This is a genomic window from Microbulbifer mangrovi (genome assembly GCF_002009015.1).
GTDB lineage: Bacteria > Pseudomonadota > Gammaproteobacteria > Pseudomonadales > Cellvibrionaceae > Microbulbifer > Microbulbifer mangrovi.
Genome location: NZ_LZDE01000277.1, coordinates 1 through 21,461, shown reverse-complemented (window position 1 = coordinate 21,461; position 21,461 = coordinate 1). Strand labels below are relative to the sequence as shown.

The following is a 21,461-nucleotide window of genomic DNA, read 5'->3' as shown; positions in this document are numbered from 1 at the left end:
CACGTAATAAGTCGTTATCAAATCACAGATTACGCGGTTTTCCCACTTCGTAGCGCCTCCAGCTGCAAATTTAAGCCAAGGTTAGCCAATGGACGGGGAGGCGGTATAATTCGCATCCCGTGGGTAGCTGTGCAGTGACTGTGTAGTTACCCGATAAGACTCATCCGTGAAAGTTGCCAGACGCCAATGTCCATTGAAGTACCAGACCTCTCTGCCATCCACGAATTTCTCCTGTGTCGCACACCCGACGCCTGGATTGATGCCGCTCTGGCGGAGCCCGAATTGATGCTGGTAGACCATGCCAATTGCGAGAAGAAGGCGGCGGGTACGGCTCTCAATCTGATGTTCCGTTACCTGGACAACTTTGATCTGCTCAACAAGATGTCGCGTCTGGCGCGCGAGGAGCTTCGTCATTTCGAACAGGTGATCGCAATCATGAAGAAGCGTGGCATTGCCTATCCGCATCTTTCGGCTTCGCGTTATGCCGCGGGGTTGCGCAGTGAGGTGCGCAGCGCGGAGCCGGGCAGGCTGATTGATACGTTAATCTGCGGGGCGATTATTGAGGCACGCTCCTGTGAGCGGTTTGCGCGGATTGCACCGCACCTGGATGAGGAATTGCAGAAATTTTACCTGTCACTGCTAAAGTCGGAAGCACGTCATTTTCGTGATTATCTGACGCTGGCACAGAACGCGAGTGACGAAGATATCGGTCCGCGCGTTACGGCATTGTTGGACGTCGAGCGCAAGCTGGTTGAAGGAGGGGATGGTGAATTCCGCTTTCACAGTGGTGTGCCCGGGTTAGCCTGATCCCGGGTTTGCCTGCATTAACTGCGGTCTATTTTGTCCATCATTTCAATAAATTCTTCCAGGTCCATCGGAAACCGGCAGCTAACGCTGAACTTGTTGTGGAAGAAAATGGTGAGCTCCACTTTTTGCGAGCGCAGAAAAATGGTGTAGCCGTCGAAGTCGGTACTGGCGGTGAGACCGCGGTAGCGCCATCCATCTTCGGTCTTCTCTCCGAGTTTTGTAATCTTGTCGAATACCCGCAGCGCCTGCTTGACGTCGATTTTGTGTTCATACTCCATGGGCAGTCCCGCTTCCGATTGAGCTAAGCTTGAGATTTAGTGTTGCCGCCGTAGACCTGCGGGAGGCCTGCACTTCTGACTTCGGCTATCCAGCATAGATTACTTCATGGTTTCCGACGAGACTCGTGGCGAGGTCGATACCCGCCTGTTTAACTGGCTTGCCTATCTTGGTGTAGTGCCATTTGTCATCGGTATCGTGATGGCAGCGTTTCAGTATTCTGTCTTGGGCGTGGATGGTCGTCTTTGGTTCACCGCATATAGTGCTGTGATATTGAGTTTTTTGTGTGGTGTGTGGTGGGGTGGTGCATTGAACCGTCTGGATCATGTGCACCGCCTCCCGTTGATGCTTCTCAGCAATATCATTGCGCTTGTCGGTTGGGTGGCACTATTGTTTTATCAGGCGCCGCTAGCCCTTCCCGTGCTGATGGTTGCGTTTCTTTTTGTGGAGCGGGCAGAGGCGCGCCTCAAGCCCAATCTGTCGTTTTTCTCCGGTTATTTCAAGACTCGCACCAGGGTCAGCTATCTGGTTGTTGCCTGCCATCTGGCGATGATCGCAATACTCTGGCGTTAACCGGTCTCGCTTGCCGGTCAGCGTGTCTCCTGCGTGACTTCCACTACATCCCCCAAGCGCTCCTGTACGATTTCCCGAATTTGTGCAGCCAATTCCCGATACAGCCGGCGACTCGGTGCGCTCGCGCGCCAAACCAGTCCGTGTTGCCGGCGAATGGGTTTTGATTTCAACTCACTCACGTGTAGTGCCTCAGGATTGTGCATCTCCGAATGCACATACAGTCCCGGTAGGAAGGCGACACCGAGCCCCATCACCACCATCTGTCGCAATGTGTCGAGACTGGTGCCTTCATAGTCCCGCTGCAAATCAGCGCCCAGCCCTTGGCAGATTTCTTGCACCTGATGGTGGAAGTGATGTTGTCCCTCCAGTGTCAGCACTTTTTCGCCGCGCAGCAGGGAGGGGCTGATGGTGCTCTTTCCGGCCAGGCGGTGATCCGCCGGCACCACAAATTTGAGTGGTTCGGTAAACAGCGGCTCGACCGAGAGGTCATCGCGGTCGACGGGGAGCGGCACAATGGCAATGTCATAGGTGCCTTCGCTGAGGCCGCGTAGCAGGTTTCGGGGTGGACCTTCCCGCACATACAGTTTTAGTCGATGGTGCCGTGCATGCAGGGCTGGCAGTACATTTGGCAGCAGGTAAGGACCCAGGGTAGGGGGCACCCCAAGCTTGTATGTGGTCTGCAATCCCTGGGCAATGGTGTCGGCATTTTCGCGGAATTCGCGCATAACCAACAGCATCTTGCGTGCTTGTTCGAGCAGCTCTCGTCCTTCCGGTGTGAGCAGGGTGCCGGACCGGGAGCGTTCAAACAATGGCAGCCCGAGCAGTGATTCCAGTGAGCGGATCTGAGTAGTCAGGGCTGGCTGGCTGACGCCCAAATCCTCCGCCGCGCGACGGTAACTTGAACGTGACGCGATGGTCACAAAATACTCGATCTGGCGGAATGTCGGGGCTTGTGGCTGGGTTGGCACGGTTTCTCCACGCGCTTAGTGATAAGTAGGGGTTATCAACGAATAGTATTTTAACTTATTGAACTATCAAAAAATAATGGATTCCAACGTATTTGCCCAGTTCTGTTCATTTGTAAGGAGTTCTTATGGATCATGTGATTTCTGGTGTAGCGAAGTTTCAGAAGGAAGTCTTCCCTGCCAAAAAGGCCCGTTTTTCTGAGCTTGCGGACGGGCAGAGCCCCGAAGTTCTGTTCATCACCTGCGCGGATTCCCGCATCGATCCGAACCTGGTTACCCAGACCGAGCCGGGCGAACTATTCATCTGCCGCAATGCCGGCAACGTCGTGCCGCCACACAGCAGCCAGACCGGCGGCATGACCGCGTCCATTGAATTTGCGGTCGCTGCGCTGGGCGTTTCCCACATTGTTGTTTGCGGTCACACCGACTGCGGTGCAATGAAAGGCGCAATCGAGCCGGAGAAACTGGATAGTCTGCCGCACGTAAAGGAGTGGCTGAGCCACTGCCGTTCTGCGACCGAGGTTGTGCGCGACCGCAAAGGAACCCTCAGCACTCAAAATCTCGATGAAGTGACCTGTGAAAATGTGATCCAGCAATTGCAGCACCTGCGTACCCATCCGTCTGTAGCCACCGGCCTGGCGAGCGGACGCGTCACCCTGCACGGCTGGGTATACAACATCGGCAGCGGCGAAGTGCTTTGCTTCGACGAAGAATCCCGCGACTTCAAGCCGATGGACGAGCGCTACCGCGCGATCTTCGGTGATCTGCCCGAGACCGCCGCAAGCGGCTCCTGCTGCAGCTGATTTTAATTCCAGGGAAGATATCGAAGTAAAAGAGGTAGAGTGCGAATGAAGTTTGATTTATCCAATTTGCGCGGCGATATCACCGGCGGCATTACCGCCGGTGTCGTAGCGCTCCCCCTGGCGCTGGCGCTCGGTGTAGCCTCGGGTCTTGGCCCTATGGCGGGTATGTACGGCGCAATTGCGGTGGGCTTTTTTGCCGCACTGTTCGGCGGTACCGGGCCGCAGATCTCCGGTCCGACCGGGCCCATGGTGGTGGTACTCGCGGGGCTGTTCGCCAGCCTCTCCGGTGATGCGTCCCTGATCTTTACCGCGGTGATACTTGCGGGCCTGTTGCAGGTTGCGTTCGGTGTGCTCGGCGTCGGTCACTATATCCGACTGGTGCCGTATCCGGTGATCTCCGGTTTTATGACCGGTATTGGTGTGATTATCATCATTCTGCAGCTGAATCCTCTGTTGGGTCACGCATCTCCGAGCGGCACGCTCGGCGCACTGGGTAACGTGCCCGAGGCACTTTCCGCAGTGCACCCGGCTAACCTGGCGCTCGGCCTTGGTACTCTGGTAATGGTGTATCTGTGGCCGGCCAAATGGGGCAAGTTTGTGCCCAGCCCGCTCGCGGCACTGGTGGTCGGTACGGTGCTCGCATATTTCATGCTGGACGTGCCGATTCTGGGTAGCATCCCGACCGGGTTGCCGGATCTGCATATGCCGGTGATTGGCGGCGACAACATGATGCTCGTGGTCGAGGCGGCGATCATTCTCGCTATTCTCGGCTCTCTGGACAGCCTGCTCACGTCACTGGTCGCGGATAATATGACCCGCACCCGCCATCACAGTAACAAGGAGTTGATCGGTCAGGGTATCGGTAACACAGCTGCCGGTTTTATCGGTGGTATTGCCGGTGCTGGTGCAACCATGCGTACCGTGGTTAATATTCGCTCTGGGGGGCAGACCCGTATCTCCGGCATGGTGCACTCACTAGTGCTGCTCGCGGTAGCTCTCGGTCTGGGTCCGTTGGCGGAAAATATTCCGCAGGCAGTCCTGGCGGGTATTCTGGTGAAAGTTGGCCTGGATATCATCGACTGGAAATACCTGAAGCGTGCGCATCAGGGTCCGCGCTGGGATCTTCTGCTGATGGTGCTGGTACTGGGAATGACCGTATTTGTCGACCTGATCACCGCGGTGGGTGTGGGTGTCGTGCTGGCAGCGCTGGCCTACGTGAAGCAGGTGGCAAGCCTGCAGATCGAGCACCTGCGCAATCTGCCGGAGCATCTGGACAGCGACGAAGACAAGGCCATTCTCGAGCGCAATCGCGATAGCATCGCGCTGTTCGAATTCAGTGGTCCGCTGAGCTTCGGCGCCGCGGCGGATCTCGGTCACCATGTGCGCGAGCAGAGTAGCGGCCGGGCGCGAGTGCTGATTCTCGACTTCTCTTCGGTACCGTTCCTGGATCTGTCTGCGGCGCTTGCTGTTGAAACAATTGCGGCGGATGCTAAGAGTAGCGGCAAGCAGTTGTTGCTGGCGGGCATGAACGACGAAGTGCACGGCGTATTAAAAGGATTGAACGGTCGCATTCCTGCCCAGGGCACCTTTAAGACCCTGAGTGAGGCGTTGCTGGCCGCGGAAGCGGCCCTGAACGCAAGCAAGTCTGAATCTGAAGGCGGCGGAGACGCTCTACCTGCAGGCGCAAGTTGATCCGGCTGGTCTTCTAATCAGGCTGAATGCCCTGAGCCCCGAATCATCTCCCGGTATTTGCCGGGCGGTGGTTCGGGGTTTTTTGTTGTAGCGAGTGCTACTGGTGGTGGCGGCCCCTGTCCCTGGCGCAATCTTGGCGAGGGTGGGTTAGTTCGACGTCGGCCAGTGGATCAGGCTAAGAGCCTGGTTGTCGCTTGCGGGAGTATCGTCTGCACGGATGCACCAGCCCAGCTCACCCCAGTCTCCCAGCACAATGCGTTCGGCGGGCTCGCCGTCTATTTGCAGTGCGTGACGGTCGGGGCGGTGGGTGTGACCGTGGATCAGGATGCGAACCTGATGTTCCTGCATTACGCGTACTACTTCTGCCGGGGTGACGTCCATGATGTCTTCTGCCTTGCGGCTATTCATGGACTTGGAGACTGCCCGAATCTGGGCGGCGATCTGGCGACGCTCCTGCAGGGGCTTGGCAAGTAGTGCCTGCTGCCACTGCGGGTTGCGGGCCTGTTCGCGGAAGGTCATATATTCCTGGTCGAGCGTGCACAGGCTGTCTCCGTGCATCAGGAGGACTCGCTGACCGGCCAATTCCACCAGGCTCGGGTCTGGCAACAGGGTCGCGCCGCAGCGGTGGGCAAAGTCTTCACCCATCAGGAAGTCCCGATTGCCGTGCATCAGGAATACCTTTGTGCCAGCGGCGGCGTATTCCCGCAGATGCTGCGCGACCTCGGCCGCCAGCGGTGCATCGTCATCATCCCCGATCCATACTTCGAAAAAGTCGCCGAGGATGTACAGGGCTTCGGCGCCTGCTGCCGGGCCTTTGAGGAAGTCGAACAAGGCCCGGGTGATGTCCGGGCGGGATTCGTCCAGGTGCAGGTCTGATATCAGGAATGTCGCCACTGGTTGCTCCGCCCGATGCTGTTGAGTTGGTGTCCTGTGCGGCGCTTACTTGTCAGCGTAAGCGTCGGAGATGGTGACACCATTGATTTCGATGGTTTCGGTGGGAACGTCCTGGTGGAAGCCGCTGCTACCGGTTGCCACTTCCTTGATCTTGTTGACCACGTCCATGCCTTCGGTCACTTTGCCGAAGACGCAATAGCCCCAACCCTGGGCGTCTTTGGAGCGGAAGTTGAGGAAGTCGTTGTCATTGACGTTGATGAAAAATTGCGCAGTTGCGGAGTGCGGATCCATGGTGCGCGCCATCGCGAGGGTGCCGGCATCGTTTTTCAGGCCGTTGTCCGCTTCGTTTTCGATGGTGTCGCGGGTGGGTTTCTGATCCATATTGGGGGTCATGCCGCCGCCCTGGATCATGAAGTTGTTGATCACCCGGTGAAAGATGGTGCCAGTGTAGAAGTCTTCGCGGCAGTATTGCAGGAAGTTCGCGGCAGTCTTCGGCGCCTTGTCAAAGTCCAGTTCAATGGTGATGTCGCCATAGGTGGTGTGCAGAGTGATCATAAAATGTCCTGTCCAGGGTCAGTTTGGGGCGGCATGATACTCTGTTCACAGGCCGACGCAAACTGAACGGGGCCGGGTGCCACAACCCGAGGAAAACCCATGCGGCGGCAGTCATCTGCGTTATAATCCGCCGCTTCGATCGTACAGCTGTATAAATAGAGAAAGCTATGACATCCGAGAGCAAGCCCGCTCACTTTTTACAGAATATCATTCGCGAAGATCTGGCCGAAGGCCGGGTCAGCCAATTGACTACCCGTTTCCCTCCGGAGCCCAACGGATACCTGCATATCGGCCACGCCAAATCCATCTGTCTGAATTTTGGCCTGGCGAAGGAATTTGGTGGGCAGTGTAATCTGCGCTTCGATGACACCAATCCGGCGAAAGAGGAAGAGGAATACGTGGGCGCGATCAAGCGCGACGTGTCCTGGCTGGGCTTCGAGTGGGCCGGCGATGTGAAGTACACCTCGGACTATTTCGATCAGCTGCATCAGTGGGCCATCCATCTCATTAAAGAGGGCAAGGCTTATGTCTGTGACCTGTCTCCAGATGAGGCGCGGGCGCACCGTGGTACGCTGAAAGAGCCGGGCACCAACAGCCCGTTTCGCGACCGTTCGGTTGAGGAAAACCTGGACCTGTTCGCGCGCATGACAGCGGGCGAGTTCGATGAAGGTAGCTGCAGCCTGCGCGCGAAGATCGATATGTCCGCGCCGAATATCAACCTGCGCGACCCGATCATCTACCGCATCAAGAAAATGGCGCACCACCAGACCGGTGACAAGTGGTGTGTGTACCCGAGCTATGACTTTGCGCACGGTCAGTCCGATGCCCTCGAAGGTATCAGCCACTCCATCTGTACCCTGGAGTTTGAAGACCACAAACCGCTTTACGACTGGTTTATCGAGAACCTGCCAGTTCCGGCGCGCCCGCGCCAGTACGAGTTTGCCCGCCTGCACCTGAATTACACCGTGGTGTCCAAGCGCAAACTGAAGCAGCTGGTCGACGAAGGTTTTGTTGACGGCTGGGACGACCCGCGTATGCCGACCATCTCCGGGCTGCGTCGCCGCGGCGTCACGCCGGCGGCGATCCGCCAATTCTGTGAAATGATCGGCGTAACCCGCTCCGACTCCACTGTGGATGTGGGCATGCTCGAGTATGCGATTCGCGACGACCTGGACAAGAAAGCGCCGCGAGCCATGTGTGTGATGGAGCCGCTCAAGGTGACGCTCACCAATTATCCGGAAGGCCAGCAAGAAATGCTGAGCGCGCCCGGCCACCCGGTGCGCGACGACCTGCCGGCCCGCGAGTTGCCGTTCACGCGCACTGTGTACATTGAGCAGGAAGACTTCCGCGAAGAGGCCAACAAGAAATACAAGCGCCTGGTGCTCGGCAAGAAGGTGCGCCTGCGCAACGCGTACGTGATCCAGGCGGAAGAGGTGGTGAAGAACGACGCCGGCGAAATCGTCGAGGTGCTCTGTTCCGTTGACCTGGATACCCTGGGCAAGGATCCGGCAGACGGCGTCAAGCCGAAAGGGGTCATTCACTGGGTATCTGCGGAAAATAACGTGGACTGTGAGGTGCGCCTCTACGATCGCCTGTTTAACGACGAATCCCCGGATGTCGGCGACAAGAACTTCCTGGAATCCGTGAACCCGGACAACCTCAAAGTGCTCTCCGGCTGTAAGGCCGAGATCGGCCTGGCGAAAGCTGAGCCAGAGGCCGGTTACCAGTTCGAGCGCAATGGTTACTTCTGTCGCGACAGCAAGTACGGTAGCGACGACAAGCCGGTCTTCAACCGAACCATAGGTCTGCGGGATTCCTGGGCCAAAGAACAGAACAAGTAAGTAGTAATGGCTTTACAACTCCACAATACGTTCTCCGGAAAGAAAGAAGTTTTCACTCCGCTGCAGGAAAACCGCGTACGTATGTACGTATGCGGCCCGACAGTCTACAACCGGGTGCATATCGGCAATGCGCGCCCGGCAGTGGTGTTCGATACCCTGTACCGGGTTCTGAAAACCCAGTACGACGATGTTGTATATGCACGCAACATCACCGATATCGACGATAAGATCATGAACACCGCGCGGGAAAATGGCGAAGAGATCGGCGAATTAAGCGCGCGTTACGCTCAGGCTTACTTCGAAGATATGCACGCCCTGAATACCCTGCAGCCCGACGTCACGCCTTACGCCACCGAGCACCTGCCGGAAATGATCGCGATGATCGAAAGCCTGGTAGAGAAGGGGCACGCCTATGCTGCGGAAGGGCATGTGCTGTTTGCGGTTCAGTCCATGGACGACTACGGCAAACTCTCCAAGCGCTCCCTGGACGATATGCTCGCCGGTGCCCGCGTCGAAGTGGCACCGTACAAGAAATATGCGGGTGACTTTGTCCTGTGGAAGCCGTCGTCCGGCGATGAGCCAGGTTGGGATAGCCCCTGGGGCCGCGGTCGTCCGGGCTGGCACCTGGAGTGCTCCGCGATGATCAAGAAGCACCTCGGGGATACCATTGACATCCACGGCGGTGGTCGCGACCTGACCTTCCCGCATCACGAAAATGAACGCGCCCAGAGCTGCTGCGCCAACGGCGTCGACTTTGTGCGCTACTGGATGCACAACGGCTACGTGAATATTGATGGCGAGAAGATGTCCAAGTCCCTGGGCAACTTCCGTATGGTCAATGATCTGCTGCAGCAGTATCCCGGCGAAGTACTGCGTTTCGCGCTGTTGTCCGCACACTATCGTTCCGAGTTGAACTTCAGCGCCGACCTGCTCGACCAGGCCTGGCGTACTCTGGACGGTCTTTATGGTGCACTGCGTGAAACCCAGAATGTCGAGGCGGCACCCGCGGACCTGAGCGATTCCGCGTTTATGGCGGCGCTGTACGACGACCTGAACACGCCGATTGCGATCAGTGAGCTGCACCAGCTGGCCCGCGAGCTGAACAAGGCGGACGATGCAGACAAGCCCGAGCTCAAGGGCAAGTTGCTGGCCGCCGGCGAACTACTGGGTATCCTGCAGCTGGATGCGGAGGCCTGGTTCAAGCAGTCGCGCGGCGGTGACGAGATCAGTGAGGCCGACATCGAGGCTCTGATCGCCGAACGTCAGCAGAGCAAAAAGGACAAAAATTTTGCCCGCGCCGACGAAATTCGTGAGGAACTCAAGGCCAAGGGCGTCGTACTGGAAGACAGCCGCGAAGGCACCAAGTGGCGCAGGGAATAATCCCCGAGATTACTCAGTATTACCTCAGCAGGAGCCTGCAAAGCGGGTTCCTGCAAAAGCAGAACAAAAAACGAGAAAACGACCATGAAAAACACCCTGACCATCGCTGCCATTTTCTCAGCAGCTTTCCTGCTGACCGCTTGTGAACCCAAGCGCGGTTCCGAAGCCTGGTGTAAAAAAATGGATGAGACCCCCAAGGGCGAGTGGAGCTTTAACGACGCCGGTGACTACACCAAGTTCTGCGTGCTGAATCAAAAGCCAGAAGACCAGTAATCACCTGATTCCACGGAAGCCTGCGCGTTGTTCTTTGCAGATTCTCACCAGCACTTCTTTCGCCCGCTAACCGGTAAATACCGTGAGCAGGTAGTGGAGTGCCTGCGTCTGTTGTACGAGCGCCTGTATACCGCCAAGGCGGATTACGGAGAGTCGCTCACCCGCGAGCAGATACTGGAAACCTTTTCCGAGGCACTTACCCGTGCACCGCAGCTTGATAGCGACGGCAGCTCGGAGCCGGAAGGCCGTTTTCGCAATCTGCGTGAGCAGTCAGTGTGGGTGCTGAACAGCCTGGTCGAGTTCGGCTGGCTGGAAAAGCTGGTGGACAGCGCCACGCTCACGGTTTCCTATCCATTCAGTCGCCGCGGGCGCCTGTTCACTCAGCCCATGGTAGAGCTGAACAGCACCCGCGTGCGCACCCGTCACCGCAACACCCGCAATACGCTCAACTCCCTGGAAGCATTCGCCAGCCGCGGTGAGGTCTACGACCTGATTGACGCTTGGGAATACTCCGAGCGGATCGTTGCCGACTTCACCGATATGATCGCGGAGCTCGAGGAGCGCAAGCGGGAGCTGGTGCGCGAGGTGGAGGCCCAGATTCTGGTGCAGCAGGCTACCGACGAGTTCTTCTCTTTTATGGAGAGCCGTTTCCAGCCGGATATTGCTATTCGACTTTCTGCGGACAGCGTGGAGAAGCACCGCGATAGTATCGGCCGCGTAATCGGCCAGATCCGCCGCAAGGACAACGAGAAAAAAGCAGAGTGGGAGCGCCGCCTGCGTCAGCAGCTGCCGGAACTGCATGCCGACGGGCAATCCGTGCTCTGGTTGATGCTGGATACCATCGAAGACCGCATGCGTCGCGCTTGCGAAGTCAAATTGCCGGCATTGCGCCAGGCCCTGCAAGGGTTTACCAAGCGCGCAGAAATTATCATCCGCCAGCTCAGCTATCTGCAGAGCACCACCGAGGGTGCGTTTACCGATCTGTGTCAGGATCTGGGCAAGGCGGGGAACCGCGATAGGTTGCTGTCACAACTCGGTGATGAGCTGGCTGCATTCCAATTGCGCCTGTTCGACCCGAAGCAGGCACAGTTGTGGCAGAGGAGCCGCCGTCAGCCGGTGAACACGCTGGTGGAAGACGACGCGCTCATGACCGACGACAGTCAGCGCGACATCCTGTTGCAACAGCTGCTAGATCAGGCATTCAATTTCAATAGCAGCGACCTGCGCAACTATCTCTCCAGTGCCCTGGGCAGTGGGCAGCGAGTCAATAGCCGGGACCTGCCGCTAGCGGGCGCCCGAGACCTGCTGGCCATGAGTCATGCCCTGGAAGCTGCTGCGGTCTCACAGGATGGCAGCGGTCCTTTCGTGGAGGTGACGTTTACCGGCGAAGTCGCCAGTAACGATTACTTCCAGCAATTCGACGAATACACCCTCGAGATCAAAAATCGTGATTGAACAGGCCCTGGACGAAGCGCTGGCCCAGTGCCGGCTTACCCGCAGTGAGTTCTCCGAGCTGCTGGTACGCTTGCTGGACTACGGCGTTATCTGTCGAGATGAAAGCAATATCGAAACGGTGCTGTATGACCGTTTTCAGCGCTGCGAGCAGGTGATCCGCGAGTGGATTTCTCCCCTTGGCCTGCGCCTGCAGCACGACAGCCGTTTTCAGTTTATCCGCGTTTATCCGCCGGGCTCAGAAGTGCCCGGTATGCCGGATCAGGAAGAGCCCCATCACGGCGGCTTCCGCGCACGCCTGTCTCAGCAGGAAGTGGCCGCGATCCTGGTGCTGCGCGTGGAGTACGACAAATCCCTGCGCGAAGGGCAGGTGGATGACCATGGCTGTGTGGCGCTTACCCTGGAAGCACTGGAGTTGGGGCTGCGCAATCTGCTGAAGATGTCTCTGCCGGATAAGCTGGCCGAGCGTAAGCAGCTGCTGAAAAAACTCCGGCAGCTGCGTCTGATCCAGTTCAATGGGGACGATAGTGACGCGGCCGCGGATACACTGATGCGGGTGCGTCCGACCATTGCCCAGTTTGTCAGCGAATCCGCATTGCAGCAGTTGCTGGATGCACCGGAGTCTGGCATTCCTGCACCGGCGCAGGCCGAAGAGCCTGCCACTGTCGAAAAGGACATCGAACGGATTACCCCGGCCAGCGAAGAGCACAGTCTGTTCGCCGAACCTCAAGAATAAATTTCATACCGAGCATTCGAAACGTATGTTTCTGAAAAAACTCATTCTGATCAACTGGGGCAATATTCCCCAGCTGGAATATGAATTCGGGCCGATTAACCTGTTTTCCGGCGGCAATGGCTCCGGTAAAACCACGGCGGCGGATGCCATCCAGACCCTGATGACAGCGGCGCACGACACCCTGTTCACCTTTAACCCGGGACAGGATGAAACCACCCAGCGCGGCCGCGGTGGAAAGCAGGTGCGTACGCTCGCCTCCTATGTGCTCGGTTGTGATGACGGCAGTTACGCCCGTCTGCAACCCACCGACTGCTATATCGTGGGTAACTTTTATCCCACCGACGGCGAAGATGGCGAGCCGTTTACCGCCATCATGGGAATTCGTGCCCATCTCGATTCCAGTACCAAGCCGGCTCAGGCCCGCCAGGATTCCCTGAAGTTCTTCGTCATTCCCGGCGAACAGCTGTCCATGAGCGACTTCATCAAGGAGTACAAGGACGGCAAGCATCTGCTGGCTTTGGACAAATTTTATAGCGTGGTGAACAAGCAGTTTGCCCACGTCGAGCAGTACGATAAAAAGAAAGCCTATCTACGCCGTCTTTACGGTGCGCTGCGGGGCCGTAGAGACGCGGTGCCGGACCGCGAAGCGACTCATGCCGCGCGTACTTTCGCCAATTTTATGGCATACAAGCCGGTAAAAAGTATCAATGACTTTGTCGCTCAGGAAGTGCTGGAAAAGCGCGATCTGGGCGATGCCATCCGTTCGGTTTCCGAACTGATGAAAACCATCCACGGGATGGAGTTGGAGGCGCGGGAGATCGTCGAACGGGTCGACGCCCTACAGCGCATTTCCGACTCGGCGAACCAGTATTCCGAGCAGTGGTTGCGGCTACAGGTGCAGGAATACCTGCAGGCCAAGCACCAGCAGTTGCGCGTGCAGAAAACCTATCTGGAAGGCAAAAATCGTCAGAAGGAGACGCAGGCGGAACTGGAGCGCACCGCTCAGGAAATCCTCCAGTCTGAGGGGCGTACCCGTCATCTGAGTGAGCAGCTGGTAGCGATTCAGGCCCAGCGTCAGGGCGTTGCGGCCCTGCGCAGCAAAGACGAGCTGGACCGGAAAATCACCGAGGCCAATCGCACGCTATCTTCGCTAGCCGGGCCACTGGCTGCGCAGCAGCAACTTTTTGCATCCAACCAGGCAGCCACCGCTGAGTTGCTCGCACTGCTGAGCAGCACCTCGGTTTCCCTCGAAATTCCCGCCTTCAGTGATGGGGGGCTGGTGAAATCGCTCAAAGCGGTGGGGCGCGGAGAACCATTGCCGCAGTTGGATGGGCTTCTGGGCAAGGACTGGATTGATCTGAGCGCTCAGGAATCCCTGCGAGAGCAGGTGGCAACTGCGGAGGCCGCGCAGAGCAGGCTGGTCCGGCAGATGATCGAGTCCGAGCCGGGCGCGGTAACACTGCGCGACCAGGTGAACGACCTGGTTTCCCGTGGTGAACTCAAGGTGCAGCAACTGCAGAAGCAGCTGCACGCCCAGGAATCCCGCATTCACCACCTGCAGTCTAACCGGGTGCGTTATCCGCAATATGTGGATCAGGCGCTGGCAGCTATTCGCGAGCAGTGCCCCCAGGCTGAGCCGCAGGTACTATGTGACTTTGTCGAAGTGCTGGATGAGCGCTGGCAGATGGCCGTTGAGGGCTATCTCGGTGGTGCGCGTTTTTCGATCCTTGTCGATCCGGATCATGAGGCGGAAGCCATCGCCATCGTGCGTGCCATGCCCGGTCGCAGCAATCGTGCGCGGGTGATCCAGGGTGACAAGGCGCGGCGCGATGCGGAGCGCATGGAGTCGCCGCAGAAATCCATCATCGATTTGATGAGTTTCAGCCATAAAACCGCGGAATATTACCTGCGTGCCTCTTACGGCACAGTGCTGCAGGTGCGCGATGCGCAAGAGCTGCGTAGCACCCGTCGGGGGCTGACCCCGGAGGGGCTTGCCAGCGGCAACTATAGTATGTGGCGTTGCGACATTGATGACAGTGACCTGGTGTTTGGCCAGGGCGCGCGTGCACGTGCACTGGCGGCTCAGGAAAGGGCGCTGCAGCAACTGCTGAAAGAAGCCGGGCAGATGCACGAACAGCAGCAGCAACTGCGCAATCTCGCCCAGGCCGTGCGCAGTTTGTCGCCGCTGAAGCTGCTCGACGCCGTGGATGCCGCGCTGGACGCCCAGCGTCAGGGGCGCACCGCTGAGCAGGCGCTGTCCAACCTGGATCTCGATGACGGCCTGGAGCTTGAGCGGCAGGCCAATGAGTTGCACGAAAAGCTGGAAGCTGAACGCCAGCAGGGCGCGGGCTTGCAGAAGCTGGCGGGAAAACTGGAAACTAACCTCGATAACATTGGCAAGCAGCTCAATGCGCTCTCTGCGCAGCTCGACCAGCTGGACGATGCTCTCACTGACTGTGAAGCCGCGGTACAGCGTATCGGGCAGATCACGCCGGACTTCGACGTGGAGTCCGTTTTGCAGCGCGCCGACGACCAGGCTGCGCAGGCGGATGACGGATTCGATTTTTCCCAAGATGTCGTCGAATGGCGTGGACTGCTACAGAAATACAGTCACCAGCTGCTGAAAGCGGTAATGGATTACAACAGCAGTTGTAGCACTGGCGAAACCCTGTCATTTGATCCGGATTTCGCCGGCGGGCACAGCGAAGCGCAATTCAAGCTGGTATGCCAGCTGGTGGGGCAGGTCACCGCTCTGCGCAATCGTCTGAAAAACAATCTGCTGGTGGATCGCCACGAGCAACTTCAGGGGTTGAAGAAATCTTTCAATACCACGTTTGTTACCCATCTGTGCCACGCGATCTACCAGTCGATCAACGATGGAAAACGGGTGCTGGACGATCTGAACCGGGAGTTGGAGCACCATCGATTCGGTGCTGACCGCGAGCGTTTTCGTTTCGATTATCGCTGGGTGCCGGAGTTCAAAGAGTACTGGAACTTCTTCAAGGCTGTGATTGAACTTCCCAATCTGGGGGAAGAGCAGAGTTTGTTTGACGCGGATCTGGATTCCAAACACCAGAAGGTGCGGGACAAATTGCTGGATATGTTGTTGAGCGAAGACGAGCAGCTGGCACGTCGTGAGCTCGACCGCATCAGTGATTACCGCAATTACCGCAACTATGAGATCTACAAGGAACCCCAGGGCAAGGAGCCGATTGCTCTCAGTCAGTATGGCACGGGCTCCGGCGGGCAGCTGGAAACGCCGGCCTATATCATCCGCTCTGCCGCGGTAACTTCGGCATTCCGTTTCAACGATGGCAATAGCCACCTGAAGATGGTGCTGGTGGATGAAGCCTTTTCGAAGATGGATGAGTCCCGCTCTCGCGAGGTGATCCGCTACCTGACCGAAACCCTGGGACTGCAGCTGCTTTTCATTATGCCCAGCAGCAAGTCCGGGCCGTTTATGGACCTGATTTCCAATCAGTTTGTGTTCAGTAAATGCCCGAGCCCCAAACCGGTGGGCGAGCTGAATACCCGCGTCTATGTAGACCGCAAGGTTTGTAATCAGGAAAGGATCGCCAAGCTTTGGGCCAATCACCGCCGCACAATTCGGCAGCAGGCGAGCCTGGAGTTTCTGGATATGCTGGAAGAGCCTACAGCGTAAAAGTGCTTTGCTCGGCGTTGATTTCCTACCGGAAAGACCTGTCTGGTCACTTTTTGAACTTGCGTTTTACGCGCCAGTTCGCGGAAGATATCCGGGCATCCGGTAGTATCGCCGGGTAATTTCAGTATTTTGCGCTTGAGCAGGGGAGGCTTGAATGCGTCAATTTTCGATTTTGTTGGTCTTTGTGGTGGCCTTTGGTGGCGCTGCGGTGCTGTATGAGCAGGAAAGTCGTAAGGTAAAAGGGGTCCTATCCCAGATTACCGATCTACAGGCGAAGTTGGGGGATATGCAGGCCGAGATCAATCGGCTGAATGCAGAGCTCGAAGCGGTTAAAATTGCCGAGCGTCGACGTCCCAACCTCAACAGTATTGCCAGCCGTGTGCTCCACAATGAGCCCGCTGCTCCGGCACCCAAACCGGCGCAGAGCCAGCAGCGGGGCTTGGTGGCGGGGGATGTTACCTCTGCAGCGCCTGCCATTCGCGGGCGCGGTGATGAGCAGGGCGAGGATGGCGAGTGGTCCAAACCCTCTGTGGATGCGGAAGCCTACGAGGCGCAATCCGCACAAGAGGCTCCGGTGGCGGACCCTTACCAGTAAAACTGCGGTCTTCGAACCGACGGTCAGTTTGCACGAAAGCCCGCTTATCAGCGGGCTTTTGATTTTTAGTTTGTTAACAGGCAGGGCCAATCATGAATGTAACGGCTTTTTACGAATCCCTATGTAGCCAGCTTGCCGGTTTGCTGACGGATGAGCGGGACTGGCTTGCCAATACGGCAAATGCCAGTGCGCTTCTGTTTCTGGAGCTGGAAGATATTAACTGGGCCGGGTTTTACTTGCTGCACGGTGACGAATTGCGGCTCGGCCCGTTTCAGGGCAAACCGGCCTGTACCCGTATCGCTGTAGGTGCCGGCGTATGTGGCACCGCGGTCAAGACCGGTCAGTCCCAGCTGGTGGAGGATGTACATCAGTTCCCGGGGCATATCGCCTGTGATGCGGTGTCTGCGTCGGAAGTTGTGGTGCCCCTGTATAACGGCGATCAGTGTATCGGCGTATTGGATATCGACAGCCCGCTTGTTGCCCGCTTTACCGAGCAGGATCTGGCCGGGGTGGAAGCATTCGCGAAAACCCTGCTGAAGCACTCCGATTTGCCGGGTAAGTAATGTCGAAGTCTCACTGAGTTTGGCAATTAGTAGGGTTAGGGATGGCGCTAGTCTGGCAGAAGCAGGTCGGTGGAAACCGATACGAGGTGCGCAATCACGGGGCGACAGTTCGGCTGTACAGCAATGGCGTGTTCCATTCCCAGTGGAATCCAAGTGATCCCCTGAAAGGCTCGCTGTGGGAGTTGTTGCTTCTGCCGGTATTCTTTATGCCTGAACACCAGGTAAAGCGTGTACTGGTGCTGGGAGTCGGTGGTGGTGCGCTGATCCGTCTGTTACAGCGTTTCGTCGTGCCGGACCAGATCGTGGGCGTGGACATTGATCGCCACCATCTCTCCGTTGCCCGTCGGTTTTTTGGTGTGCGCGGGGTAGAACTCGTGTGTACTGATGCCCGCAAATACGTTGCCGAGCGCTGTGCAGACTCAATTGCGGACAAAGAGTCAGCGGCATTTGACCTGATTGTCGATGACCTGTTTGGCCACTGTGACGGTATCGCAGAGCGCGCGATCGAGGCGGACCGTCCCTGGTGTGAAAGCCTTTTAACCCTTCTGTCCCCAAACGGGTTGGTAGTCAGCAATTTCGGTAGTCGGGCTGAGCTCTGTGCCAGCGGATGGCGTGGCCCTGGTATCAAGCCGCACCTGCAGGGTGCCTGGAGTGCGGAGTTACCGGACTACGAAAACTGTATCGGTATTTTCAGTAGAGCGCCGTTGCCGCGAGCGTTGCTGAGCGTGCGCGCGCCTGCCGCGATCAATCCCGCAAACCCTGCCCGCAGGCTCAATGCCCGTCTGTCGCGGCTGCGTTGATATCTTTGTTTCTGATACGGCGTCAAATCGTGATTGGCGCACTAATGATCCCTGTGTCTATACTGGGGTGAGGCAGTTATTTTCCCGGGACCTATAGATGCGGTACAAGACCTTGGAAGATGTGATCCAGGAGGGGAGGGAGTTCCACCTGAAGTTGAGCCGGCAGTATGAGGAGTTTGAGCTGCTGTCGATCAATGAGCGGGCCCGGCTGTTGCTGGATCAGCTCAAGCGGCGTGAAGTGTCCATGACCCATACATTGGAGAACTTCCGCAATGATATCAGTGAAGGTGCTCTGCACACGTGGGTACAGTTCGCGCCGGAAGGTCGCGAGCCCGAACTGTTGCAGCGATTGAGGAACACGGATATTACTGACCCGGATGCCATAGGCAAGGTGGCCATGGATATTGAGGTGTACCTCGCGGATCAGTACCGGGACCTGCTGTTGGGGGCGGATACGCCTTCTGCCAAGCATGCCCTGGAGCGGTTGCTGGAGCTGGAGCAACTGGAAGAACACACGCTGTCCTTGAACCTCTTTAACCTGAGGGATTATTGACTCGTGTAAGTGATCCAAATTGGGGGACAGCAGTATCCGCTATTAGTGTGGATCACCTGGTCATGTGATAAACGCAGAAACCCTTCTCTTTGTTTAGGCGGACTATCTGTTGAAATAGGCTCTGAGCTTTCTTTTCCAGCGGGATAAATTCATTCACTACAAACAGTGCGCTGCCACCTTTCCGCAGAATGCGCGCAGCCTGTCCGAGAAAGCGATCGGTAAGGTCGCCTTCAACCTGAAACCCTTGGTGAAAGGGCGGGTTACAAACCAGTAAATCCGCACTATTACTTTCCAAATCTGATCCCGCGTCTCCAGCGACAACTCGCCCGGCAATATGCTGTGCCTGAAAGTTTTTTTCGCAGGCGATAAGCGCGGCAGCATTGTTATCGGTTGCCTCTATATAAGGTTGGCAATCTTCTCCGGCGGCTTGGGCGAGCTGGGCACTGAGATAGCCATAGCCGCAGCCGAGATCCACCACCCTGATCTCACCCGGGGGCAGGTGTTCGTCAAATTGGCTCGCCAGCAGTGCGCTGCCGGTATCGATTTTGTTCCAGCCGAACAGTCCCGGTTTGGAGTAGAGACCATCCAGTTCGTCCAGTTGACGCAATTGGGTATATTCAGAGTCATCCAGCTCTGGACCGAGAGGTGTACCGCTGAGCTGGGTTCTACTCAGGTAATCACTGCCGTGCTTTTGCAATTGCTTGGCACAGGCGAAGCGCTGGGCCGCTTTCTGAGCATAGGTTTTGATGCCGCTGGTTTTGCTGCCCAGTAGGAGTAGTTCGCCGCCCTCCCGCAAAGCTCCGGGAGCGCAATTTATGATGTAGTGGACTGCCGCTTTTTCTTTGGAAACCGGATAAATGATGCGGGAGTGTCGACGTTCGATTGCGGCCAGCTCGAAATCGCAAAATTGAGTTTTGATTCCCCGTGCTTCTGCCGCCCGCGCAATATCCCAACGGTTGCTGAGCACAGCACCTGGGAATAGTGGCCCCGCATCCAGTAGCGGTTTACTGTTTTCGTCGGCGATCCAGAGTGTGTCTGGATCGCTGTCACGGAGTAATTGGGAAAGCAGGGGCAGCATAGGGCGTTGGTTGCTCGGTACTTTTTGCGGGCTGATTTATGAGCCGACGTTGGCAATTTCTTCAGGTGTCAGCAGTCGATAGTCACCTTCGGTCAGCTCTTCATCCAGGTGTATCTGCCCGATACTTTCGCGATGCAGCTCCAGAACCCGGTTACCCAGTGCAGCGAACATACGCTTTACCTGATGGTAGCGGCCTTCGCTGATGGTGATACGCACTTCGTTGCGATAGAGGATTTCCAGCTTCGCGGGTTTGGTGCGGGTTTTCTCATTGTTAAGCCAAACACCTTTTTCGAACTTGTCGATGGCGTTGTCCTCAATGGGATCAGCCAGGTGGGCGTAGTAGGTTTTTGCACAGTGGTGACGCGGTGAGGTGATCCGGTGAGACCACTGTCCATCATCGGTGATCAGGATCAGGCCGGTGGTGTCGATGTCCAGGCGGCCGGCGACATGCAGCTTGTGTTTGTTCGGTTCGTCCAGCAGGTCGAGCACCGTAGGGTGCTCGCCATCTTTGGTTGCACAGACGTAGCCGAGTGGCTTGTTGAGCATAAAGTAGCGGGGGCCGGCTTCGTTCAGCAGCTCCCCATCCAGGCAGAGCTCGTCGGATTCGAAGATCTTGCTGGATGGGTCGGTTACCGCGACACCATTAACGGTGATTCGCTCCTGCTTGGCCGCCCGCTTTACCTCTGCCCGGGACAGGTCGGTGACCTGGCTGATGGCCTTGTCCAGGCGTATGGGTTTACTGTCAGCCAATCTTCTTCTCACCGGAATCAACGGACTGATAGATCAGGGTGTTGATGGTCATGGGCCCAACGCCGCCTGGTACCGGGGTATAAGCAGCAGCGCGCTCTTTCAACGGTTCCAGTTCGATATCGCCGACACCACCGGGGTGATAACCGGCATCTACCACAACCGCGCCATCCTTGATCCACTCTGCCTTGATAAATTCCGGACGACCGACGGCGCCCACCACGATGTCCGCGCGACGGATGTGTTCATCCAGTTCTTTGGTGCGAGAGTGGCAGATGGTCACGGTTGCGTTGGCATTCAGCAGCATCGCGGCCATGGGTTTGCCGAGAATCGGGCTGCGGCCCACCACTACGGCGTGTTTACCGGCGAGCTCTATATTGTAGGCTTCCAGCAGGCGCATGATGCCTTTGGGTGTGGCGCAGCCGTAAGCTTCCTCGCCCATGGCCATGCGGCCAAAGCCGAGACAGGTGACACCGTCCACGTCCTTCTCCAGGGCGATAGCGTCGAAGCAGGCGCGCTCATCGATCTGCTCGGGTACAGGGTGCTGCAACAGGATGCCATGTACGTTGGGGTTGGCGTTGAGCTCTTCGATCTTGGCCAGCAGTTCCTCGGTAGTGGTAGAGGAGGGCAGCTCGACCTGAAGCGAGTCCATGCCGATACGACGACAGGCGTTGCCTTTCATCTTTACATAGGTTGCTGAGGCGGGATCGTCCCCTACCAGAATGGTGGCGAGGATAGGGGTCTGGCCGCCGGTCTTTTCTTTTAGTGAGGCAACACGGGCAGACAGTTCTTCTTCGGTTTTCTGGGCAAGGGCTTTGCCGTCCAGAACCAGTGCAGACATAGTGATTTCTCAACCTGAACAGGGAGCACCGCAGCGGGAGTGCGCCGGGGCTCGTGGGAGTTGGAGTTAGAAGCTTAATTTAGGGGCGGCATTTTCGCACAACCGGCGAACATTTTCCCTATCCAGTCACTCTCAGAGTTCAAAAGTTGGTGAAAGGCTAAACTACTTTAAAAAAGAATGGCTTAGCGGCGTTGACACCCCCGTGGGGCGGCAGTAATATGCGCGCTCTCGAACGGGGGCTACCCCCGCGAAGGGACATCGGGGCATAGCGCAGTCTGGTAGCGCGCCTGCTTTGGGAGCAGGATGTCGGGGGTTCGAATCCCTCTGCCCCGACCAGATGCCGGGTTTTCTTGCGCCCGTAGCTCAGCTGGATAGA

General features: G+C 57.3%; 21 protein-coding genes and 1 tRNA gene. 15 read left to right on the top strand and 7 right to left on the bottom strand.

Annotated features, from left to right (window positions below):
• The first annotated feature begins 186 nt into the window (after positions 1-186).
• On the top strand, positions 187-807 hold the full coding sequence (locus tag B4U49_RS06390; RefSeq protein WP_078083744.1) for a MiaE family protein: 621 nt from the start codon (positions 187-189) through the stop codon (positions 805-807).
• Between the two features lie 17 nt (positions 808-824).
• On the opposite strand, the gene B4U49_RS06385 is transcribed toward B4U49_RS06390, so the two are convergent.
• The gene (locus B4U49_RS06385; protein ID WP_078083743.1) at positions 825-1,085 is read right to left on the bottom strand and encodes a DUF3081 family protein; all 261 of its coding nucleotides are present in this window, start codon (positions 1,083-1,085) and stop codon (positions 825-827) included.
• Positions 1,086-1,191: 106 nt separating this feature from the next.
• Here B4U49_RS06385 and B4U49_RS06380 point away from each other — a divergent pair, with 106 nt between their 5' ends.
• Positions 1,192-1,656, top strand: a complete 465-nt coding sequence (locus tag B4U49_RS06380; RefSeq protein ID WP_078083742.1) for a DUF3429 domain-containing protein — start codon at positions 1,192-1,194, stop codon at positions 1,654-1,656.
• A gap of 17 nt (positions 1,657-1,673) precedes the next feature.
• On the opposite strand, the gene B4U49_RS06375 is transcribed toward B4U49_RS06380, so the two are convergent.
• On the bottom strand, positions 1,674-2,624 hold the full coding sequence (locus B4U49_RS06375) for a hydrogen peroxide-inducible genes activator (RefSeq protein WP_078083741.1): 951 nt from the start codon (positions 2,622-2,624) through the stop codon (positions 1,674-1,676).
• Between the two features lie 125 nt (positions 2,625-2,749).
• On the opposite strand from B4U49_RS06375, the gene B4U49_RS06370 reads away from it, so the two are divergent.
• Together B4U49_RS06370 and B4U49_RS06365 are read left to right on the top strand one after the other, a co-directional pair.
• Positions 2,750-3,424, top strand: coding sequence for a carbonic anhydrase (locus B4U49_RS06370; protein WP_078083740.1), 675 nt, complete (start codon positions 2,750-2,752; stop codon positions 3,422-3,424).
• Positions 3,425-3,469: 45 nt separating this feature from the next.
• A complete protein-coding gene (locus B4U49_RS06365) occupies positions 3,470-5,116 on the top strand; it encodes a SulP family inorganic anion transporter (RefSeq protein WP_078083739.1) in 1,647 nt (548 codons plus the stop codon).
• A 147-nt stretch (positions 5,117-5,263) separates the two neighbouring features.
• Here the strand turns inward: B4U49_RS06365 and B4U49_RS06360 are convergent, their stop codons facing one another.
• Both B4U49_RS06360 and B4U49_RS06355 read right to left on the bottom strand, forming a co-directional pair.
• Entirely contained in the window at positions 5,264-6,010 is a 747-nt protein-coding gene (locus tag B4U49_RS06360; protein WP_078083738.1) for a UDP-2,3-diacylglucosamine diphosphatase, read from the bottom strand.
• 45 nt (positions 6,011-6,055) lie between these two features.
• Positions 6,056-6,565, bottom strand: coding sequence for a peptidylprolyl isomerase (locus B4U49_RS06355; RefSeq protein ID WP_078083737.1), 510 nt, complete (start codon positions 6,563-6,565; stop codon positions 6,056-6,058).
• A 167-nt stretch (positions 6,566-6,732) separates the two neighbouring features.
• Here B4U49_RS06355 and B4U49_RS06350 point away from each other — a divergent pair, with 167 nt between their 5' ends.
• From B4U49_RS06350 to B4U49_RS06305, 10 genes are all read left to right on the top strand, one after another.
• Positions 6,733-8,406: a glutamine--tRNA ligase/YqeY domain fusion protein gene (locus tag B4U49_RS06350; RefSeq protein WP_078083736.1), complete on the top strand. Its 1,674-nt coding sequence runs from the start codon at positions 6,733-6,735 to the stop codon at positions 8,404-8,406.
• A 6-nt stretch (positions 8,407-8,412) separates the two neighbouring features.
• The gene (cysS, locus tag B4U49_RS06345) at positions 8,413-9,786 is read left to right on the top strand and encodes a cysteine--tRNA ligase (RefSeq protein WP_078083735.1); all 1,374 of its coding nucleotides are present in this window, start codon (positions 8,413-8,415) and stop codon (positions 9,784-9,786) included.
• Positions 9,787-9,870: 84 nt separating this feature from the next.
• Positions 9,871-10,059 (top strand): DUF3012 domain-containing protein, encoded by a 189-nt coding sequence (locus tag B4U49_RS06340; protein ID WP_078083734.1) that lies wholly within the window; start codon positions 9,871-9,873, stop codon positions 10,057-10,059.
• A 27-nt stretch (positions 10,060-10,086) separates the two neighbouring features.
• A complete protein-coding gene (locus B4U49_RS06335; protein WP_078083733.1) occupies positions 10,087-11,514 on the top strand; it encodes a Wadjet anti-phage system protein JetA family protein in 1,428 nt (475 codons plus the stop codon).
• Entirely contained in the window at positions 11,507-12,247 is a 741-nt protein-coding gene (locus B4U49_RS06330; RefSeq protein WP_078083732.1) for a DUF4194 domain-containing protein, read from the top strand. Before B4U49_RS06335 ends, B4U49_RS06330 begins: the two co-directional genes overlap by 8 nt.
• Positions 12,248-12,272: 25 nt before the next feature.
• The gene (locus B4U49_RS06325) at positions 12,273-15,908 is read left to right on the top strand and encodes an ATP-binding protein (RefSeq protein WP_078083731.1); all 3,636 of its coding nucleotides are present in this window, start codon (positions 12,273-12,275) and stop codon (positions 15,906-15,908) included.
• 154 nt (positions 15,909-16,062) lie between these two features.
• Positions 16,063-16,503: a hypothetical protein gene (locus B4U49_RS06320; RefSeq protein WP_078083730.1), complete on the top strand. Its 441-nt coding sequence runs from the start codon at positions 16,063-16,065 to the stop codon at positions 16,501-16,503.
• 92 nt (positions 16,504-16,595) lie between these two features.
• Complete coding sequence (locus tag B4U49_RS06315; RefSeq protein WP_078083729.1) at positions 16,596-17,066, top strand: GAF domain-containing protein; 471 nt, start codon at positions 16,596-16,598, stop codon at positions 17,064-17,066.
• A 41-nt stretch (positions 17,067-17,107) separates the two neighbouring features.
• Positions 17,108-17,866, top strand: a complete 759-nt coding sequence (locus B4U49_RS06310) for a spermidine synthase (RefSeq protein ID WP_078083728.1) — start codon at positions 17,108-17,110, stop codon at positions 17,864-17,866.
• A gap of 97 nt (positions 17,867-17,963) precedes the next feature.
• Entirely contained in the window at positions 17,964-18,419 is a 456-nt protein-coding gene (locus B4U49_RS06305; RefSeq protein WP_078083727.1) for a hypothetical protein, read from the top strand.
• Between the two features lie 52 nt (positions 18,420-18,471).
• On the opposite strand, the gene B4U49_RS06300 is transcribed toward B4U49_RS06305, so the two are convergent.
• Genes B4U49_RS06300 through folD form a run of 3 tightly spaced genes read right to left on the bottom strand, consistent with a single transcriptional unit; the run spans position 18,472 to position 21,085 of the window.
• Positions 18,472-19,497 (bottom strand): class I SAM-dependent methyltransferase, encoded by a 1,026-nt coding sequence (locus B4U49_RS06300; RefSeq protein ID WP_078083726.1) that lies wholly within the window; start codon positions 19,495-19,497, stop codon positions 18,472-18,474.
• A 36-nt stretch (positions 19,498-19,533) separates the two neighbouring features.
• Positions 19,534-20,247, bottom strand: coding sequence for a 16S rRNA pseudouridine(516) synthase RsuA (gene rsuA / locus B4U49_RS06295; protein WP_239692494.1), 714 nt, complete (start codon positions 20,245-20,247; stop codon positions 19,534-19,536).
• On the bottom strand, positions 20,240-21,085 hold the full coding sequence (gene folD / locus B4U49_RS06290) for a bifunctional methylenetetrahydrofolate dehydrogenase/methenyltetrahydrofolate cyclohydrolase FolD (RefSeq protein ID WP_078083725.1): 846 nt from the start codon (positions 21,083-21,085) through the stop codon (positions 20,240-20,242). Before folD ends, rsuA begins: the two co-directional genes overlap by 8 nt.
• A gap of 259 nt (positions 21,086-21,344) precedes the next feature.
• Between folD and B4U49_RS06285 the strand changes: the two genes are divergently transcribed.
• Positions 21,345-21,421: transfer RNA gene (locus tag B4U49_RS06285), tRNA-Pro, on the top strand.
• The last annotated feature ends 40 nt before the right edge of the window (positions 21,422-21,461 follow it).

What these genes read in the sequence shown, in the direction of transcription:
- B4U49_RS06390 (WP_078083744.1), top strand. Translation starts at nt 187, where the DNA reads ATGTCCATTGAAGTACCAGACCTCTCTGCCATCCACGAATTTCTCCTG.
- B4U49_RS06385 (WP_078083743.1), bottom strand. Translation starts at nt 1,085, where the DNA reads ATGGAGTATGAACACAAAATCGACGTCAAGCAGGCGCTGCGGGTATTC.
- B4U49_RS06380 (WP_078083742.1), top strand. Translation starts at nt 1,192, where the DNA reads ATGGTTTCCGACGAGACTCGTGGCGAGGTCGATACCCGCCTGTTTAAC.
- B4U49_RS06370 (WP_078083740.1), top strand. Translation starts at nt 2,750, where the DNA reads ATGGATCATGTGATTTCTGGTGTAGCGAAGTTTCAGAAGGAAGTCTTC.
- B4U49_RS06365 (WP_078083739.1), top strand. Translation starts at nt 3,470, where the DNA reads ATGAAGTTTGATTTATCCAATTTGCGCGGCGATATCACCGGCGGCATT.
- B4U49_RS06355 (WP_078083737.1), bottom strand. Translation starts at nt 6,565, where the DNA reads ATGATCACTCTGCACACCACCTATGGCGACATCACCATTGAACTGGAC.
- B4U49_RS06350 (WP_078083736.1), top strand. Translation starts at nt 6,733, where the DNA reads ATGACATCCGAGAGCAAGCCCGCTCACTTTTTACAGAATATCATTCGC.
- cysS (WP_078083735.1), top strand. Translation starts at nt 8,413, where the DNA reads ATGGCTTTACAACTCCACAATACGTTCTCCGGAAAGAAAGAAGTTTTC.
- B4U49_RS06340 (WP_078083734.1), top strand. Translation starts at nt 9,871, where the DNA reads ATGAAAAACACCCTGACCATCGCTGCCATTTTCTCAGCAGCTTTCCTG.
- B4U49_RS06325 (WP_078083731.1), top strand. Translation starts at nt 12,273, where the DNA reads ATGTTTCTGAAAAAACTCATTCTGATCAACTGGGGCAATATTCCCCAG.
- B4U49_RS06320 (WP_078083730.1), top strand. Translation starts at nt 16,063, where the DNA reads ATGCGTCAATTTTCGATTTTGTTGGTCTTTGTGGTGGCCTTTGGTGGC.
- B4U49_RS06315 (WP_078083729.1), top strand. Translation starts at nt 16,596, where the DNA reads ATGAATGTAACGGCTTTTTACGAATCCCTATGTAGCCAGCTTGCCGGT.
- B4U49_RS06310 (WP_078083728.1), top strand. Translation starts at nt 17,108, where the DNA reads ATGGCGCTAGTCTGGCAGAAGCAGGTCGGTGGAAACCGATACGAGGTG.
- B4U49_RS06305 (WP_078083727.1), top strand. Translation starts at nt 17,964, where the DNA reads ATGCGGTACAAGACCTTGGAAGATGTGATCCAGGAGGGGAGGGAGTTC.
- B4U49_RS06300 (WP_078083726.1), bottom strand. Translation starts at nt 19,497, where the DNA reads ATGCTGCCCCTGCTTTCCCAATTACTCCGTGACAGCGATCCAGACACA.
- folD (WP_078083725.1), bottom strand. Translation starts at nt 21,085, where the DNA reads ATGTCTGCACTGGTTCTGGACGGCAAAGCCCTTGCCCAGAAAACCGAA.